Consider the following 16,817-nt stretch of genomic DNA (forward strand, 5'->3'; position numbering starts at 1 on the left):
GTTACTTCTGTACCAATTTACCTGAACAGTGATGCATCACCTGAAAGCACAAAAGAAGATTTTTTCCGGGCGGCCACGAAAATTCCCGGTGTCGCCCCTGGAACTATTTAAAAGCCTGCCGGAAGGAGCAAGGGCCCAGCTGATCGATGATGTGATCGTGATGGAACCTGCGCCGACATATGCGCACCAGGATGCACTGGGAACCATTTTTCTGTCAATGGCGAACTTTGTCCAGGCGCGGCATCTCGGCAAAATCCTGTTCGCCCCTTTTGACGTTTACCTGGACAGCAAGAATGTCTTTCAGCCGGATATCTTTTTTGTATTTGCGGAACATCAGCACCTCATCAGCACGAGTGGCCTTTACGGCGCCCCGGACCTGGTAGTGGAGGCGCTTTCTCCTTCTACTTGCCAATACGACCGGGGAAACAAAAAAAATGCCTATGAAAAGGCCGGCGTCAGGGAATACTGGACAATAAACCCGGATACTTCTGAAGTCCGCGGCTACCGGCTGGTAAACGGAATCTTTGAAGCCTTACCTTCTGCCCACGGCCTTATTTGCTCCCCTTTAATGGGTGGGGAGTTTAGGTGGATATTCCGTCAATGCTGACCCCGGTGTCGGGCATACTGACCCCTCTTGAGGGGATTGGTTTCCATCAGAGCTGATGGTGTGACAATATTACCGTTTTTTTCTTAGACTGTCTCCCTTAAGCTGGATTTTGTAGGCGCTGTGAACTAACCTATCGAGAATTCCGTCCGCGATCACGTCATCGCCAATTACGTCATACCAACTGGCAATGGGTAGTTGACTGGCAATGACGGTGGCTGTTTTTCCATGACGATCTTCAATGATTTCCATCAGGTCCAGCCGTTGCTGCTGATCCAGGTGCGCCAGACCGAAGTCGTCCAGGATGAGCAGATCGGTTCTGGAGAGTTTCTCCAGGAACTTGTAAATACTGCCGTCCAGCCGCGTGAGCTTGATCCTGAGTAATAGCTTTTGCAGGTTGTAATAAGCCACCTTGTACCCTCCTGCGCATGCCTGATGACCCAGGGCAGAGATAAGAAAGCTTTTTCCGGTTCCGGTCGCGCCTTCGACCAATACCGGCATTCCCTTGGAAACGTAGTTATTACTTGCCAGTTCGGTAACCAGGGTCTTATCAATACCGCGCGCGGCATCGATATGCAGTTCTTCCATGGAAGCCTGGTAGCGGAATCGGGCATTTTTGATCAGCCGGTCAAACCGTTTGTGGTCACGATCTTCCTCTTCGGCTTGCAGCAGTAGTGCCAGTCCTTCTATGAGCGTAAGCTCCTGATGCTGCCGGGTGGCTGTCATGGCCTCCAGGCTACGGCTCATGCCACTCAGGCGCAGCGTTTTCAGTTGTGAAAGTAGTTCTTGCATGTTATGATGGTGTTTTAAGTGTCAAGGTGAGCTGCTGGTAATAATCTTTACCGCGGACATTGCTCCCTCCGGGCAGGGGTGATCCATTGGACGATCCTGTTCAAGCTCAGTCATGTTGTTTTCCAGGATGCTCTGCACGAATTTATAGGAGTATACCCGATGCTCGGCCGCGATCTGACAGGCCCGGGCAAACCGGCCGGGGTCGCTCCGGCGGGCCAGCGAGAAGAGCCCGTCACAGGTGTTGTATAATTGTTCGGGATAACGGTTCTGTCCAAACAGAGCTTCCAGGAGATCGTATAATTCCCGGCAGGTATGTCTGGCCCGGTCCAGATAATACGCCGGACTCCGGTTATGGTAATGCTGATGCTGGGAGCACAGGTGCTCTTTTACCGAGGTGTATTTCCCCGGCGCATAATTTCGCTGATGCAAGGCAATCTGTTTGCCCTGGGCATAGATGCGTACCAGCATGCGGGTATAAATCACTTTTACCTTGCTGCCGATATAGGTGTAGGGAACACTGTAATAATGTTTGTCCCTCCCAAGGTATACGTGTCCGTTTTGGGCTACCTTGAGCTCGGCATAATATTTCAGCTCGAAACGCTTATCGGGCAGCGGCGTTAACTGATCTTTTTCCGCCGCCAGGAACTCTTCTTCCCGCGTGTAGGGCTTCTGCTGGCGGCGGGTCTGGTTATGCTCCCGGATTTTTTCGGTAATGGCGGTGTTGAGCGAATCAAGATCGAAGAACTGCCGGTTGCGCAGTTTGGCCAGTACCCGGGTATAGATCAGCTTCACCTGATTCTCCGCCAAACTCTTGTCTTTTGGTTTTCGGGGGCGGGCAGGCACGACCGTCATCTGGTAATGGTTGGCCAGGTCCTCGAGCGTCTGATTGATGGTCGGTTCGTAGCGATCGGCACGGGTGACGGCCGTTTTCATATTGTCCGGCACAAGTGCCTGTGCCGCCCCGCCGAGTGCTTCCAGGCAGCGGATAAGTGCATAAATGAAATCATTGAGGCGCTGGCTGGGGACGGCGATACAAAAAGCATAATCAGAAAAAGGCAAACAGGCCACAAATAGCTCGCAGACGATCATCTCCCCGGTTTCCCGGTCGGTGTAATGCACCTTTTTACCTGAAAAATCAATATAGAGCTTATCACCCGGTTTATGAGTGAGCACTGCACTGGGTTTGCGGGCCCGGGAGAGCTGGGCGAAATGGAAGAAGAACTGGGTACGCCCGTAGCCTGCAGGGTATGCCTGTTTATATTCCTCCCAGAGCAGCATTTTATTCACCCCCACCTTTTCCAATTCCTTTTCCAGGTAGGGTAAGCGGCGTTTCAGATCTTCAAAACGGAGATCTTTATACGCCGGATTGCCCGCATGAAACCGGCCCTCCAGCACCGGATCATCCAATTCAAGCAATTCCTTGATAGAAAGCGGGTCGGCTGCTGCCTTTTCCAAATATTGCTTAACCGTGTTTTTGCTGATGCCTAACTCCCTGGCAATGGTTTTCTTGCCATTGCCTTGCAGGTGCAAACGTATAAGCTGTTTTACTTGACTCATGGGTCGTGGTTTTCCTGCCATCAGTAGTGATCTTCTTTATTGAAAAATGATCACTCAAGAAACCAAAACCCATTCAATAAGGGGTCAGTATGCTCCGGATTCTGCCGCCTTCCGTCTTAAACAGGGGTCAGCATGGGCCGGATTACCTCCCCAGAGGGGTCAGCATCTGCCGGATTGGCATGTGAATACGAGCTGCAATCGCTCTCGCACATCCGAAATTCCGGCCCTTCTGAAGGGGTCAGCATGGTCCGGATTATCCATTTAGGTTTGACTGAAGCTTCATCTTGGAGATGGCCCGCCCGCAGAGAGTCATGGAGTATCGATGATCGGATGTAGACGCGTTCAAAAATTTTCCCTGATCCAGTGCTTCAATTGCTTCGGATCTATTTTCTTGCCGCCGGACGCCCCTTCGTTTTCGGTCAGGTAACCGTATAGTTTACCGTCAACGAAAATTTTCGGAGGTGTGGGCGAAAACGGGTTAAAGGCACTCAGGGACGAGAATCCATTGCCGTAGTCGCCGAATTTATTGAAAACGGATGTTGGGGAGTATTCATTTCCGTAGGGGCCGGTCTTATTGAGTACGGACTCGCTGTCCAGCGTATTGCTTGTCAGTTTTCCCAGGAACTGGCCGTCTTCCGCGACGATAAAGGATCCCCCGTATTGGGAACGGATATCTACGTCCGGTTTTTCAGAACTTTTGTTTACCAGGGAGCTTTCGTTCACCAGGGATTCGGGGTCGTTCTTCAGCAGGTAAAGAAAGGTATCGGTTGGAATTCTGTCGGACAGCTGGTTGTTCACGGTAACCAGTCCGACCGGGTTTCCATTAATGAACAGCCAGGGAGGGGTGTTGCAATAGGGGTTATTCAGGCTATAGGCGCCATATTGGCTTCCGTACGGTGAATGACTGTTGAATATGCTGGTAGGGCTGTATGGACTGCCGAAGGGGCCGTATTTGTTGAGGACGGAATCAGGATCATTTTCCCGGGCGAGCGTGCCCAGCAGCTGCCGGTCCTGTCCCATCAAATAGGACCGGCCTTCCAGGTAGGAGGTGTCCTTTGCAGCCGTTTCCCGGGCCTGCTCTTTATGGAGCAGGTAAAGCAATTGCTCCAGGATCAGTTTTGTACTGTCTTGTTCATTCACTGTCTCCGAATAGGTTTTCAAGTAATTTGGAAATTTCTTCGGCTGCCTTTGACTTTGGAAGCGTGTTGATCAGCACCGGCGCCGTGGCCAGCGCGATGTTCTTCTTTCGTAATTCTTTTACCTCTTTAATCGGATAATAAAGCAGCCCCGTGGTGATGGCGGGCGGCATTCCCCAGGCATATTCCTGCTTGACGATGGCCATGATAAAACAAGTAATGCCGCAAGCAAATAAGAGGCTGGTGCCGATCAGCAATAACATTTCGGTATTCCTGTTCCGCTTGTGAACTTCATCGATCCTTTTGATTATTTGCGCTAAATCCATCGGCCAAGGTATAAACGTTGCTGCTCTAGCTAAACTATTAAAAAACTTTGAGAAACAAAAATAAAGGTAGGTCCGTTTAAACACGATAACGATGTGTATCGCCCCAGGGAACGATAATGACGGTTGCTCCTAATATCTCCGCTACGCGATGTTGCGAATCAGCGCGTAGATTTTAGATTATTTTTCTGTTACGCAATAAATTAGCTTGTTTCAAACGACGTCCTCTTTATTTCTTGGCCTTTTGCAAATAATTATTTAAGTTTGCACTTAACCAATAGCTTAATTTGTCTTGGAGAATTTCTACCTAATCTGCGAGTGTCATGAGAACCGATTTAGAGTATATCTGAATCAAAGCAACTCTGACCTTGCAAAGAAGTTCAACGAGATAAATAGGAGTGAGAAGTTGACCAGGAAGTTTGTTTTGGTAATTGAAGCTGTAAAGGAAAACGTTTATAATTAGACGCAATATAATTGGGAGCGAGATTTTGATTTTGGATCCGTTTACGCGATAAAAGTTGATCAGCATAGATTTTATACGCTGCAAATGATAAACAAAGGGTATAGGGAACTCTATATTTGCAGGTACGGAAAGAAAGAATCGCAAGAAAACACAAAAAAGTTGACTACTACAATTGATGCTATAGAGTACATTCAGATTCAAAAAAGGCTATTATCATGAGCAAAGTAACAAAGCAGTTTTCCATTCAGTCGTACATCGATAAGAATAGAAACAGTTTGGATGAATCTTTAGTCAGTTTGCGGATTATGAAGGAGATTGACAAGATTTTGGATTCCAAGAATTTATCAAACAGGGAGCTAGCCATCGAACTGGGATATTCCGAATCATACATCAGCCAACTGATGACAGGCGTTAAAAACGTAAATGTATCTTTTATTAGCAAGTTTGAGAAGGCCTTTGCCGCGAAGTTTGACTTTAGAATATTTTTAAAGGACGACGAAATTTTGCGGCAAAAGATTAGAGAGCAAATATTCTGGTCCTTTGATGACCATTTAACGATGTTTATTTCTAATGATGATAGTCATGGATTTTCATTTAGACAGGGAAGTAAGTCAATGATGAACGTCACTGACATCGAATATGAAACGTTAAAATAATGGAAAGTAAAGCAGGTCCTCAATTCCAGATGAGGATATCCTCAATAATTGTATCGGGATTTTCTCAATATGAAGTAGGTGCTTTTAACATCGAGGCGGACGATGCATTGGAATTTCAGTCTGAATTCCAGGTACGTGTTTTGAGTGACTCAAGTGAATTGGAGGTCCTTACCACAGTCAAGCTGAATATCCGTGAACTCAATACCCTTTTTGGTGAGCTAAAGACTTCGGTGCGATTTAAAGTTCTTCCTTTCGAATTAGTTGTCAAGAAAGCGGAAGAAGGATATCAGATTCCCGATACGTTAATGGTTAACTTGTTTGGGATCGTAACAGGTACGGTTAGGGGAATTTTATACGAGCGACTCCGGGGTACGATACTTCAAAATGAAATTTTGCCCTTGTTAAATCCCAAAGAACTAATAAAGTAACTTGCTACGTCAGGCCTGATTTGCTACCGTTACGGGCCAGTGTGGGTAGGTGCTGATGCCGCCCAGGCCACCCCGTTCCTCAGCAGCCGGGATGTGCCCGGCACCTGCACGGCGCGGGCGTCGTGTCCAAGCGTGGTATGAAATACCTTCCCTTTTTGATAGTTGAGGGTAAAGGCCATGGGATGTTGGTCGTGGCTTACCACGGAGCGTGCCCTTGCCAGCAATGCTACCGGTTTGCTGCCAGTGAGGCAGGTATAGAGTTCATCATCAGTTACGTAGGATTCCATGCCCTTGGTCACGGGGTGGGTGGTATCCGTAAGCTCTACGGTAAATTGGCCTCTGGGGTCATGCGCGTTCTTTTGATCCCAGACTTTGCCGGCCAGCTGGGGGAATTCTTCCCAGTCCAGGAAAGCGCCGCAAGCGAAATGCATCAATACCAGTCCGCCTCCTTCCGCTACAAAGTTTTGCAGGTTTTCCTGTGCTTCCTTTCCCGGGTCCGGTTTTTCCCAATTGTTGAAGTTAAGGAAAACGACATCGTAATTTGCCTGCAGGTCGACAGTGTCAAGGCGGTAGGGATTATCAAGGATATCCACTTTCATGCGCGGGTCTTTCATAAGTTCCCGGCGGACGGCTTTGGAGGTGGTTTCCCAGTCATGGGCGGGATGGTCCATACCGGTGACAATGAGTACCTTAATTGACTTGGAACCCGATCCGCCTGAACAGCCTGGGTAAATAAAAAATATCAGCAGGAGAATACCGGCCCATTGCCGGAGGGATGAGGTGTTAATGTGCATGGCGGCTTTTAGTTTTTATTCTGTTCCGTTAAGTGATAAAAGATAGGCCGTCAGGTCGGCAAGTTCGGCGACTGTCATGCCGTTGTCCAGGCCGGATGGCATGGGGGACAGGTGGCTGGTGCTGCGTGTTTTGATATCGTCAAGGTCCACTATTTGTTCTGCACCCAGGTTGCTGATGACTGCTTTTTTATCCTTCATGCTCACTTGCCCTGAAAGGGTGCGTCCGTCTTGCATCTCCAGTGTTTCCAATTGAAATCCGGTCTTCAGGATTTTGCTGGGTTCCAGGATGGATTCAACGATATATTCAGCCCTGGCGGAAGCGCCAATGCTGGCAAGCCCGGGGCCAAGTTTTTCTGCGTCTGAACGGGTGTCGGTTGTGTGGCACGCGATGCAGGCGCTGGCGAAGGCCCATTTGCCGCGTTGAACAGAAGCTTCCTTTAACGAGGAAAGGATGTCGCGGGCAAGCTGCTGCTTGTCTTCACCGCGATTTGCCAGGTTTTTCAGGGCTTCGTCTGCGGCGGCCTGCCGGCGGAAAGTAAAGGCGACGTCTCCGGCAAGTGACGGGTGTGTACGGGCGGCTTCGGCGGCTGCCGGCCATAGGGTATCCATGAGCGCCGGGGGCCTGATGCCCTGGCGTAAGGCCCGTAAGGAGGCGGTAACCACATCGGCGGAAGCATTACTTATCCAGGAGTACCAATGGTGGCTTTCCGCTGTTTTCTTAAAGCTTCCCAATGCATAAATGGCTTCTGCCTGCAAAAAGGCAAGGTTTTTACTTCCGGCTTCATGCGCTGCATGCAGCACGGCTTGTCCAAGGTCCGGTGACGCCGGTTTGCTATTTCTTATTACTTCCAGCGCTGCCATTTGGACGGGATAGTCCGGGTCTTCCAGGCAGGCGGCTAAAAAAGCGATCAGTTTTTCCTCTGGGCCGGCCGGCTGTGTGGCCAGCCACTTCAGGGCGGTTAGCCGTTCGCTGGTGGAGAGCGGACCGCTGCCCGACAGTACCCTCCGGACGAGTGTTTCCCCGGCATTTTGATCAACAACGCCCATATCCCAGCCTGCTACGGCCTGCGCCAGGGCGTTTCCTTCATTTTGTGCGGTTTCCGCGGCAATGAAAGCGATCTTCTGCATTTCGGGGTCCGTGGATCCGGCCAGTTTCTCCAGTACTTCAATTTTGGCGTTCCTTCCAAGTTCGAATCCGATGCGGTAGCGCAGGCGTCTGTCAGCGGCAATTTCCAGGGCGCTCAGGAGGCCTTTGCTAATAGCCTCCGGGCTGCCTGATGACAGGGCGGCCTCTACTCTTACCTCCGCGGAGGGATCGGATTGTGCAAGGGGCCGGGCCAGGAGTTCCAGCTCGTTTTTGGTTAAAAAAAGCGCTTTCATGTCCCGCAGCTGGCGCATTGCCAGGCTTCGTATCCTGGTGTCGGGATGCTGGAGTGCCTGTTTTAATTTTTGGGCGGCGGAGTTGGTGTTTATCCTGACCAGCGCCCAAATTGCCCCCGCGGCAGCCAGCGGGTCTTCCCTGCTATCCAATACCTTACCCAGCGCCGGGAGAGCTGCTTCGCCGGACCTGGCCAGCCTTTGAATGGCCTGTTCCCTGGTAAAATGGTTCCGGTGACTCAGCAGCCCGCTCAGGCTTTCCGGATCCATTTTCCGGATCTCTTCCATGGCGGGGCCTGGTTCCGGCCGGTTGTTTTCCGGGACAATTTTGTAAATGCGGCCGGTTTGGTTGCTTTCATCGTCAACTCCATGCCAGTCTGCCAGGTACAATCCGCCATCCGGGGCGGGGATCAGGCAGGTGGGCCTGAACATGGTATCGGCGGACGTAATAAGCGGTTGCTCAGCTTCCCGAAGTGTTTCCAGCTGTTCTTCGCCGCTTGTGCGGTCTTTATCCAGGAAGAATTGCTTGATGCTCCGGTTGCCGGGATTGGCTCCGTGGCTGCCCCAATTGGCCATGAGGATGCTTCCCCGGAAGGAATCGCCGAACAGGGAACTGTAATAGTGGAGCGCGGCTGTATTGGCCCCGGCGCCCATCTCATATACGGGCGGGGCAAGTGACGTTTTTCCTGCCAGCCAGGCATAGGAAACATCCCTCGATTGGTACCCGTAATCCATGCCGGGGATCACTTTTACATACAGGTTGGGGCTGCCTTCACCATTGGAAACGGCCCAAAGGTTTCCCCAGGGATCAAAATCAAAGGCGAAGGGTGCGCGAAAGCCTTCCACCATCATTTCCAGGCCGGAACCATCCAGGTTACAGCTTACGATGCCTCCGCTCTGCCCGCTCAGCTGCACGGTTTTGCCGTCGGAACCCGTGAGCGTTACAGGTATTGTTCCGGGATGGTCAGCGATCGCCAGCCAAAGCCGGCCGTCGGGCCCCACCGCTACCCGGTACATACCGAATGGGTTCCAGGGTTCCGCGGCGTCTTTTACCAGGAGCCTGCGGTTAACTAGGTCGCCGGTGGGCGTGATGTCCATGACGAACAACTCATTCAGACAGGTGGCGTACAGCTTGTTTTCATAAATGTATACGCCCATTACGGGATTCTCAAACCCGCTGGCTACTACCTTTACTTCTTCTACTTCTTCCGGCCGGCCTTGCGTACCGGGCTTTATGCGTTTTATCGTATTGTCAGCCTTTCCCGAAGGGGAGCCTTCGACCCCGTACCGGTAGGTCGCCGATTCGGTAACGTAGATGTTTCCTTCCTCATCAACGCACATGGTCATGGGATTGATGACATCGGGTTCGGTCGCGATCACTTCCAGGCGCAAGCCATTCCGTAAGCTGAATTCCGTTTCCGGGCTGCTCTGCGGTGTTCCTTGTTTTATCCATAGCCATCCGGCCAGGGCCAGAAGGCCCAGGCCGGTCAGCCAGAATAAAATGCCGCTCTTTGATCTTAATTTTACCATCAGGCAATAGTGTGTTTTACAGGCGCGGCAATAACAGACCGCAGCCATTCGGTACTTTCACGGATATTGCCCGGTGTACCAAGTGTCTCGACTGAAAAGACTCCGTCCCATGTGGTTTCTTTCAAATAATTGATACAAGCTTCAATATGGCCTGCATTTGCGCCATTCCCGATAGATACCTCCGATGAAGCGATCCCGGTTTCTTCTCCGCGATCTGCTTCTGCCATTGCTTTGGGAACATCCTTGCAGTGAACATGACGGAGCCATGGCCGGATCGCCTTTAAATAAGTGAGCGGATCGTTGCCTGCTATGAAGACATTGCCGGGAGACACCAGGATATATTTTGTCTATAAAAATATCATTTAAAAAGCACTTTGTCAACGCAGGGCTAAACGACCTTGCTTAAAACTTTTAGCTATTCTTTTTTGATAGGATGTTTTTTGATGAATGGCTAAATTTGTTTAAGCATTTTTTAAGATGAATTCTGAAAACACTACCAGAACAGTAAAGCATAAATATCTTCCTGAAAGGAAGACGTATGGCAGCGATATCCGCTGGAAACAGCGTCTGCATAATTATAAAAAAGCATTTTCACAATTGCAGAAATTCATTGATAAGAGGACCTTGAACGAACTGGAAGAACAAGGCCTCATTCAGTCATTTGAGTACACCTGCGAGCTGGCCTGGAACGTAACGAAGGATTATTATACGTTTCAGGGCGTAGGTGGGATCCAGGGAAGCAGAGACGCTATCAGGCTGGCGTTTAACCGGGGACTGATCGGCGACGGGGAAGGATGGATCTCACACCTACGAAGAACACACAGCGAAGGAAATTGCCGATGCCGTTTTTGGCAAATATTATGACTTGTTCAAAGCCTTTCTCCAAGAAATGGAAGATCTTTACTGATATGCCGTTCGGATTAAGTACATCAACGATAGACAGGATCAACGCGGTGCTTACATCTTTTACTTGCGTACGGGAAGCAACCATCTATGGCTCCCGGGCGAAAGGAACGTATAGGGCCGCTTCTGACATCGACCTCACGCTGAAAGGGGAGGGATTAACACCTGCTTTAGTTAATAAGACCAGCTTACGGCTGGACGAACTGGCATTGCCTTACATGATCGATCTTTCAATGTATGAACGCATTAGAACCCCTGAATTGGTCGAACATATTAACCGTGTAGGTAAGGTGTTCTATTCCTGACACAGGCTCCCGAAGCAAACTCTACTTTTTCCATAGACTTTATATCTAATTTTTATACCTTTGTTGCCAGCCGTTGCTTAGCAGCGGTTTTTGGATTTAAATAAACGAAGGTGAATAATTACCTGCCCCTGATTATCAATGCCGCCCTGAATGCGGGTTCGGAGATACTGAATGTGTACCGCTCTGAAATTTCTGTGGAATGGAAGGCAGATCTGTCTCCGCTCACAGAAGCTGACCGGCGGGCTCACAGCATTATAGAAACGGCGCTCCTCACAACCGGGATCCCGGTGCTGAGCGAAGAGGGCGAGGCCATTGCTTTTTCGGATCGTAATGATTGGGAGCGGTTCTGGATGGTAGATCCGCTGGACGGCACGCGGCAGTTTATCAGCCGGAGCGGTGACTTCACGGTAAATATTGCATTGATTGAGGGCGGAAGGCCGGTTCTGGGAGTGATATACGCGCCGCTGAGAGGTACATTGTATTACGGTTCGGAAGGCACCGGCAGCTTTAAACTGGAAGGGATCAGGCCGGGAATGCCCCTGGATTGGCCGGTTATAACGGGGTCGGCCCGCCAGCTTCCTTTCCGGAACGGCCGTCGCTCCTATTCGATCGTGGCGGGGCAGTACTTTTCCGGCCCTGAAACGGAGGCGTTCATTGAATTGAAAAGAAAACAGTACGGAAAGGTAGAAACGACTTCCGTGGGAAGTTCCCTGAAGATCTGCCTGGTAGCGGAAGGATCCGCCGATGTTTATCCACGCCTGGCTCCTACCATGGAGTGGGATACCGCCGCCGGCCATGCCATTGCGAAGTTTGCCGGTTGCCGGGTATATGACCATGCAACCAATGCGGAGCTGAGTTATAACAAGGAGAATCTCCGGAACCCCTGGTTTATCGTGGAGCGGCCCGACTTCGCGGCAGCCGTCGCCAGTTAAAACTTTTAGCTATTCTTTTTTGCTAGGCCCCTTGCCGGCCAACGACTAAATTTGTTGAAGGCTACCGTCTGCTTCTGCACGGGGAATGTTTCAAAAGGAGTTAAAATTTTAATTGACGTCATCTATGAAAGCGTTAAAATTAACTAATGCGCTGGTAGATTTCAGGCTGATTACCTTAAAATACCGGGTACCGGTTACGGAGATGCGAAAATTCGCTATACATACCGGATTGGCGAATACGAGAATCTGTGGCAGTATTATTGCGCCTTGATGGACCGCTTACGGAAAACGGTAGATTTGCCGTTTACCGCGTAACCCGATAATTGCGAAATTATTTAGGGTGGTTAAACTGGTTGAAAATTCGGGATACGGATTTGATAAAATGGAAATGGGTTGGAGGACATATAACAACAATACTCCGTCTTTTCTTCAAGGGCAGGATTATATGAAGGTAGTTTTTCAGACGGGAAAGCGCGATTATTCAGGTGGCGCAAAAGGTGGTGCAAAAGATGAGCTTCTGCTTTCTGAGCGGCAGCGGGAAGTTTATCAGCTTATTAAGGGAAATCCTTCAATTGGATACAGGGAAGTGGCCGAAGGCCTTGGTATTAATCCCTCCGCAAGTCAAAAACATTTTGATTCTTTGAAGGAAAAAGGGATTATAAAACGAAAAGGCGCTTCGCGGGGCGGATACTGGGATGTGTTGAAATAGCGGATCCCGGGCTTCTGAAAGGCAGCCCCCGGCCTTGGGACGCGGGAAAAAAATTGTACGGAAGTTGAGAAACTATGTGCTGAGCATATTGGATGGAATAACTAATTTTACGATCTGGTTTAAACTAATACTAGCGTCAATTGATTTCAAATATATCTGTTGCTATTGGTGCCGCGCTCAGAGCGGGCGCGGAGATTTTAGATGTCTATAATTCAGAGATTGCGGTAGAATTAAAAGAGGACCGCACACCATTGACGGAGGCGGACCGCAGGGCCCATAAGGTGATCTCGGAAAAGCTGATCATCACGGGGCTTCCCGTGCTGAGCGAAGAAGGGAGGTCCATTCCGTACGACGTACGGCATCCCTGGGAAAGTTTCTGGATGGTGGATCCCCTGGACGGGACCAAGGAATTCATCAAGCGGAACGGGGAATTTACCGTCAATATCGCATTGATTGACAAGCGGGTACCTGTGCTGGGTGTGATCTATGTTCCGGTGAAAAAGATATTGTATTACGGCGCCTGGAACCAGGGCAGCACGAAACTGGAAGGTATTGAGCCCGCATGGCCGGGCGCTACGGATAAAGAACTGACGGCCTACGTGAAGCGAAAGCTTATAAAGGGCATGCAGGTGCTGCCCCTTGAAAATGAACGCAAAAATTACGCGGTGGTGGCCAGCCGCTCGCATCTGAGCGCTGAAACGGAAGTCATTATTGAAGAAAAGAGAAAACAGTACGGTGAGGTAGAAACGGTCTCCATGGGCAGTTCGTTGAAGCTCTGCCTGGTGGCTGAAGGCAGCGCCGACCTGTATCCCCGTCTGGCGCCGACCATGGAATGGGACACGGCGGCGGGCCATGCGATTGCGCGCTATGCGGGCTGCAGGGTGTACGATGCGAAAACGGGCCTGGAGCTGGAATATAATAAGGTGGATTTGTTAAATCCCTGGTTTATTGTGGAACGCCCCGTATGCTTGAGCTAAGTCCTTCCGCGCAGCAAATTCTTGTATTGACGGTCACTTTCCTGGTAGTACTGGCGCTTTTCTGGGAAAGGATCAAGCCTTCGGTAATATTTTTCGGGGCTGTTATTTGTTTCCTGCTCGCGGGGGTGGTACCTACGGAGGCCTTGCTGGAAAGTTTCTCCAATGAATCCATCCTGTCAATTTTCCTCCTGATCTTTATCACGGCGGCAGTAAACGATCATTTTAATCTGCTTGGAGGGCTTGACCGGCTATTCGGGAATGCCCGCAGCCCGCGCGCCTTTACCCTCAGGATGACCAGCGGGGTAGCGCTGATTTCTTCGGTAATGAATAATACGCCGATTGTGGCGCTGATGATTCCTTACGTGTATCGCTGGGCGAAGAAAAGGGGATTGCATCCTTCGCGGTTCCTGATCCCGCTTTCTTACGCGGCCATTGTTGGGGGGATGATCACGGTGATCGGGACTTCCACCAACCTGGTGCTGAACGGGCTTATTGCTTCCAAAGGCGATCCTATTCTTGAATGGGATGATTTCCTGTGGCTGGGGCTCCTGGTGACCGTAGCGGGCGTGTTATTTTTGTATTTTATCGGGTATCGCCTCTTGCCTGACAGGGCGGATGTGCTGGAAGAGCTGAATGAACAGACAAGGGAATACCTGGTGGAAACGCGGGTGCCGCCCGGGTCCAGCCTGGTGGGGCAAAGCATTGCTTCGGCCAGCCTGCGGAACCTGAAAGGGATCTATTTGTTCGAGATAGCGCGGAAGGGCCAGGTGATTAACCCGGTAGCGCCGGAAGAGCAGCTATGCGAAAACGATAGCCTTTTTTTTGCGGGCGATACGGAAAATGTGATAGAGCTGATCCGTGACGGTAACGGGCTTATGCTTCCCACGGCCGCGTCGCAGCGGGAGCCGCTTTCAAATGTGGTGGAAATGGTGGTCCCGGCCAATTCCCTGCTGATCGGCCATACGCTCAAGGAATTGAATTTTCGCGAAGATTATGATGCGGCTGTGATCGCGATTCATCGGAACGGGGAAAAACTTCACGGGAAAATTGGGGAAATATATATTAAGGCAGGCGATCTTATGCTGCTTTCTGCAGGGCGTAACTTTGACAAGCGCGTGAACCAGAACCGGATCCTTTACCCGGTATCCGTAGTGCAGAAAGTGCAGGAATCCAGTCCCTGGCAGCGTCGCTGGTTCATTTTCCTGTTCCTGCTGTTCATGGGGCTGGTCCTTGGCGGCCTGCTGGATTTATTCACCGGATTATTACTGGTAACTTCGGCACTGGTATTGCTTGGATTGCTGGGAATTGCTGACCTGAAACGGCACCTGGACGTGGAATTGCTCATTATTCTGGCTTCTTCACTTACTTTTAGCAGGGCCCTGATCGATTCGGGGGCCGCTGTGATGGTTGCGGAAGGGGTTACGTCATTTTTCGGAATGTGGGGGATTTTGGAGTGCTGACCGGTTTATTCGTGCTGACCCTGGTCCTGACTTCATTTGTGACGCACGTGGCGGCGGTATCGGTCGTATTTCCTATTGCTTACGCGATGTGCCACGGAATGGGAGTGGACCCTACACCGTACTACGTGGGAGTAGCGTTCGCGGCTTCGGCCTCGTTTCATGCGCCGTTCAGTTATCAGACGAACCTGATGGTGTACGGGCCCGGCGGGTATAAGTTTAAGGATTTCTTAAAGATAGGAATTCCTTTTACGTTAATTTATTCGGTAATTTGCATTGTTTTTATTATGTGGTATTATGGGTTCTAAAGAACATTCTGCGGAAGGTTTGTACATTATTCCTCATAAGCACAAGGTTACGGGGGAAGACCGGATGCGCAGGAAGGGCCATCGTCCGCTGCTGATCTGGTTCACCGGCTTATCCGGCTCGGGGAAATCCACGCTTTCCGGCCTGCTTGAGCAGGAACTATTTGAGCGGCAGGTACATACTTACCTGCTGGACGGCGATAACGTGCGAAAGGGACTGAATAAGGACCTGGGCTTTTCCAAGGAGTGCCGCACGGAAAATATTCGCCGGATCGGGGAAACGGCAAACTTAATGCTGGATGCAGGGCTGGTAGTGCTGGCCGCGTTTGTTTCGCCCTTCAGGAAAGACCGGGAAACGGTAAGGGAACTCGTGGGGCCGGAAAACTTCCTGGAAGTCTTTGTGGACTGTCCGCTAAAGGTTTGTGAGCAAAGGGATGTGAAAGGCCTTTATAAAAAAGCCCGGGACGGTAAGATCCAGGATTTTACCGGGGTTTCCTCGCCTTTTGAAGCGCCGGAACGGCCGGACGTTCACATCCGTACCAGCGAACAGACATTGGAAGTATCATTAAATGAATTGATTCAGGCAGTATTGCCAAAAATTAAAATTAAATAGAGTGCATAAGTATTATCTCGATCACCTGCAGGAACTGGAATCGGAAGCCATTTACGTTATTCGTGAAGTGGCTGCTCAGTTTGAGCGTCCTGCAATTCTTTTTTCAGGCGGAAAGGACTCCATCGTGGTAACCCACCTGGCGGAGCGGGCTTTCTGGCCGGCCAAGGTTCCCCTTCCCCTGATCCATATCGATACCGGGCATAATTTCCCGGAAACCATCAAGTTCAGGGACGACCTGGTACAAGAGCTGGGCGTGCAATTGATCGTGGGTTCCGTGCAGGAGTCCATTGACAAGGGAAGGGCGCGCGAAGAGACGGGTTTGAACGCCAGCCGGAATGCGCTGCAGATCGTGACCCTGCTCGATGCTATTGAAAGCAATAAAATTGATGCCGCCATCGGCGGCGCCCGCCGTGATGAAGAAAAAGCCCGGGCAAAGGAGCGGTTCTTTTCGCATCGCGATGAATTCGGCCAATGGGATCCAAAAAACCAGCGCCCTGAATTGTGGAATATCTTTAACGGCCGCAAGCAAATGGGAGAGCATTTCCGGGTGTTCCCCATCAGCAACTGGACGGAAATGGATATCTGGAACTATATTATGAAGGAAAATATTCCTATTCCTTCGCTTTATATCGCTCATGAGCGGGATGTTGTGTACCGCGACAATACCTGGCTGCCGGTTTCGGAACACCTGAAGCTTCGTGACGGGGAACAGGTGGAACGCAAAAAGATCCGCTTCCGTACCCTGGGCGATATCACCATTACCGGCGGCATTGAGTCAGAGGCTGACACGCTGGAAAAGATCGTGGTTGAAGTGGCTGCTAGCCGCCAGACCGAACGGGGGAACCGCAGCGACGATAAACGCTCGGAAACTTCTATGGAAGACCGCAAGAAACAGGGCTACTTTTAGGCTGAACACCGCCTGTAAGCGGGTTCAGGCCGCGGCTTTCAAAATTTTA

The 16,817-nt window shown here is 50.5% G+C and carries 19 protein-coding genes; 12 read left to right on the plus strand and 7 right to left on the minus strand.

Features of this window, described 5'->3' with window-relative positions:
• Window positions 1-31: 31 nt before the first annotated feature.
• Window positions 32-607: a Uma2 family endonuclease gene (locus FRZ59_RS07250; protein WP_132130819.1), complete on the plus strand. Its 576-nt coding sequence runs from the start codon at window positions 32-34 to the stop codon at window positions 605-607.
• Window positions 608-676: 69 nt separating this feature from the next.
• Here the strand turns inward: FRZ59_RS07250 and istB are convergent, their stop codons facing one another.
• From istB to FRZ59_RS07270, 4 genes are all read right to left on the minus strand, one after another.
• Entirely contained in the window at window positions 677-1,396 is a 720-nt protein-coding gene (gene istB, locus FRZ59_RS07255; RefSeq protein WP_132130814.1) for an IS21-like element helper ATPase IstB, read from the minus strand.
• A 21-nt stretch (window positions 1,397-1,417) separates the two neighbouring features.
• Entirely contained in the window at window positions 1,418-2,953 is a 1,536-nt protein-coding gene (gene istA, locus FRZ59_RS07260) for an IS21 family transposase (RefSeq protein WP_225975233.1), read from the minus strand.
• Between the two features lie 342 nt (window positions 2,954-3,295).
• Window positions 3,296-4,093 carry a hypothetical protein gene (locus FRZ59_RS07265; RefSeq protein ID WP_132129267.1) on the minus strand — a complete coding sequence of 266 codons (798 nt, stop codon included), beginning with the start codon at window positions 4,091-4,093 and terminating at the stop codon, window positions 3,296-3,298.
• Window positions 4,086-4,415 carry a hypothetical protein gene (locus FRZ59_RS07270; protein WP_132129268.1) on the minus strand — a complete coding sequence of 110 codons (330 nt, stop codon included), beginning with the start codon at window positions 4,413-4,415 and terminating at the stop codon, window positions 4,086-4,088. The genes FRZ59_RS07265 and FRZ59_RS07270 overlap by 8 nt, the downstream gene beginning before the upstream one ends.
• Before the next feature lie 675 nt (window positions 4,416-5,090).
• Between FRZ59_RS07270 and FRZ59_RS07275 the strand changes: the two genes are divergently transcribed.
• Together FRZ59_RS07275 and FRZ59_RS07280 are read left to right on the plus strand one after the other, a co-directional pair.
• Window positions 5,091-5,531 (plus strand): helix-turn-helix domain-containing protein, encoded by a 441-nt coding sequence (locus FRZ59_RS07275; protein ID WP_132129269.1) that lies wholly within the window; start codon window positions 5,091-5,093, stop codon window positions 5,529-5,531.
• Complete coding sequence (locus FRZ59_RS07280) at window positions 5,531-5,959, plus strand: hypothetical protein (RefSeq protein WP_132129270.1); 429 nt, start codon at window positions 5,531-5,533, stop codon at window positions 5,957-5,959. Before FRZ59_RS07275 ends, FRZ59_RS07280 begins: the two co-directional genes overlap by 1 nt.
• A gap of 29 nt (window positions 5,960-5,988) precedes the next feature.
• Here FRZ59_RS07280 and FRZ59_RS07285 read toward each other — a convergent pair whose 3' ends face one another.
• The 3 genes from FRZ59_RS07285 to FRZ59_RS07295 are packed head-to-tail and all read right to left on the minus strand — an operon-like array spanning window position 5,989 to window position 9,992.
• Window positions 5,989-6,753, minus strand: coding sequence for a ThuA domain-containing protein (locus FRZ59_RS07285; RefSeq protein WP_132129271.1), 765 nt, complete (start codon window positions 6,751-6,753; stop codon window positions 5,989-5,991).
• A 15-nt stretch (window positions 6,754-6,768) separates the two neighbouring features.
• Window positions 6,769-9,660: a DUF7133 domain-containing protein gene (locus FRZ59_RS07290; protein WP_158640557.1), complete on the minus strand. Its 2,892-nt coding sequence runs from the start codon at window positions 9,658-9,660 to the stop codon at window positions 6,769-6,771.
• Window positions 9,660-9,992 carry a TIM barrel protein gene (locus tag FRZ59_RS07295; RefSeq protein WP_132129273.1) on the minus strand — a complete coding sequence of 111 codons (333 nt, stop codon included), beginning with the start codon at window positions 9,990-9,992 and terminating at the stop codon, window positions 9,660-9,662. The genes FRZ59_RS07290 and FRZ59_RS07295 overlap by 1 nt, the downstream gene beginning before the upstream one ends.
• A 145-nt stretch (window positions 9,993-10,137) precedes the next feature.
• Here FRZ59_RS07295 and FRZ59_RS07300 point away from each other — a divergent pair, with 145 nt between their 5' ends.
• From FRZ59_RS07300 to cysD, 9 genes are all read left to right on the plus strand, one after another.
• Window positions 10,138-10,524 (plus strand): HI0074 family nucleotidyltransferase substrate-binding subunit, encoded by a 387-nt coding sequence (locus tag FRZ59_RS07300; protein ID WP_207910281.1) that lies wholly within the window; start codon window positions 10,138-10,140, stop codon window positions 10,522-10,524.
• Window positions 10,521-10,868, plus strand: a complete 348-nt coding sequence (locus tag FRZ59_RS07305) for a nucleotidyltransferase family protein (RefSeq protein ID WP_207910282.1) — start codon at window positions 10,521-10,523, stop codon at window positions 10,866-10,868. The genes FRZ59_RS07300 and FRZ59_RS07305 overlap by 4 nt, the downstream gene beginning before the upstream one ends.
• A gap of 110 nt (window positions 10,869-10,978) precedes the next feature.
• The gene (gene cysQ / locus FRZ59_RS07310) at window positions 10,979-11,800 is read left to right on the plus strand and encodes a 3'(2'),5'-bisphosphate nucleotidase CysQ (protein ID WP_132129275.1); all 822 of its coding nucleotides are present in this window, start codon (window positions 10,979-10,981) and stop codon (window positions 11,798-11,800) included.
• Window positions 11,801-12,119: 319 nt separating this feature from the next.
• A complete protein-coding gene (locus tag FRZ59_RS07315) occupies window positions 12,120-12,509 on the plus strand; it encodes a winged helix-turn-helix transcriptional regulator (protein ID WP_394345227.1) in 390 nt (129 codons plus the stop codon).
• A 140-nt stretch (window positions 12,510-12,649) separates the two neighbouring features.
• A complete protein-coding gene (gene cysQ / locus FRZ59_RS07320) occupies window positions 12,650-13,486 on the plus strand; it encodes a 3'(2'),5'-bisphosphate nucleotidase CysQ (protein WP_132129277.1) in 837 nt (278 codons plus the stop codon).
• The gene (locus FRZ59_RS07325; protein WP_147698269.1) at window positions 13,474-14,946 is read left to right on the plus strand and encodes an SLC13 family permease; all 1,473 of its coding nucleotides are present in this window, start codon (window positions 13,474-13,476) and stop codon (window positions 14,944-14,946) included. The genes cysQ (FRZ59_RS07320) and FRZ59_RS07325 overlap by 13 nt, the downstream gene beginning before the upstream one ends.
• Entirely contained in the window at window positions 14,925-15,251 is a 327-nt protein-coding gene (locus tag FRZ59_RS07330) for an SLC13 family permease (protein ID WP_158640558.1), read from the plus strand. Before FRZ59_RS07325 ends, FRZ59_RS07330 begins: the two co-directional genes overlap by 22 nt.
• Window positions 15,241-15,861, plus strand: a complete 621-nt coding sequence (cysC, locus tag FRZ59_RS07335) for an adenylyl-sulfate kinase (RefSeq protein ID WP_132129279.1) — start codon at window positions 15,241-15,243, stop codon at window positions 15,859-15,861. Before FRZ59_RS07330 ends, cysC begins: the two co-directional genes overlap by 11 nt.
• A gap of 1 nt (window position 15,862) precedes the next feature.
• Window positions 15,863-16,768, plus strand: a complete 906-nt coding sequence (gene cysD / locus FRZ59_RS07340) for a sulfate adenylyltransferase subunit CysD (protein ID WP_132129280.1) — start codon at window positions 15,863-15,865, stop codon at window positions 16,766-16,768.
• The last annotated feature ends 49 nt before the right edge of the window (window positions 16,769-16,817 follow it).

Origin of the sequence: Anseongella ginsenosidimutans (assembly GCF_008033235.1) — a bacterium.
Lineage (GTDB): Bacteria > Bacteroidota > Bacteroidia > Sphingobacteriales > Sphingobacteriaceae > Anseongella > Anseongella ginsenosidimutans.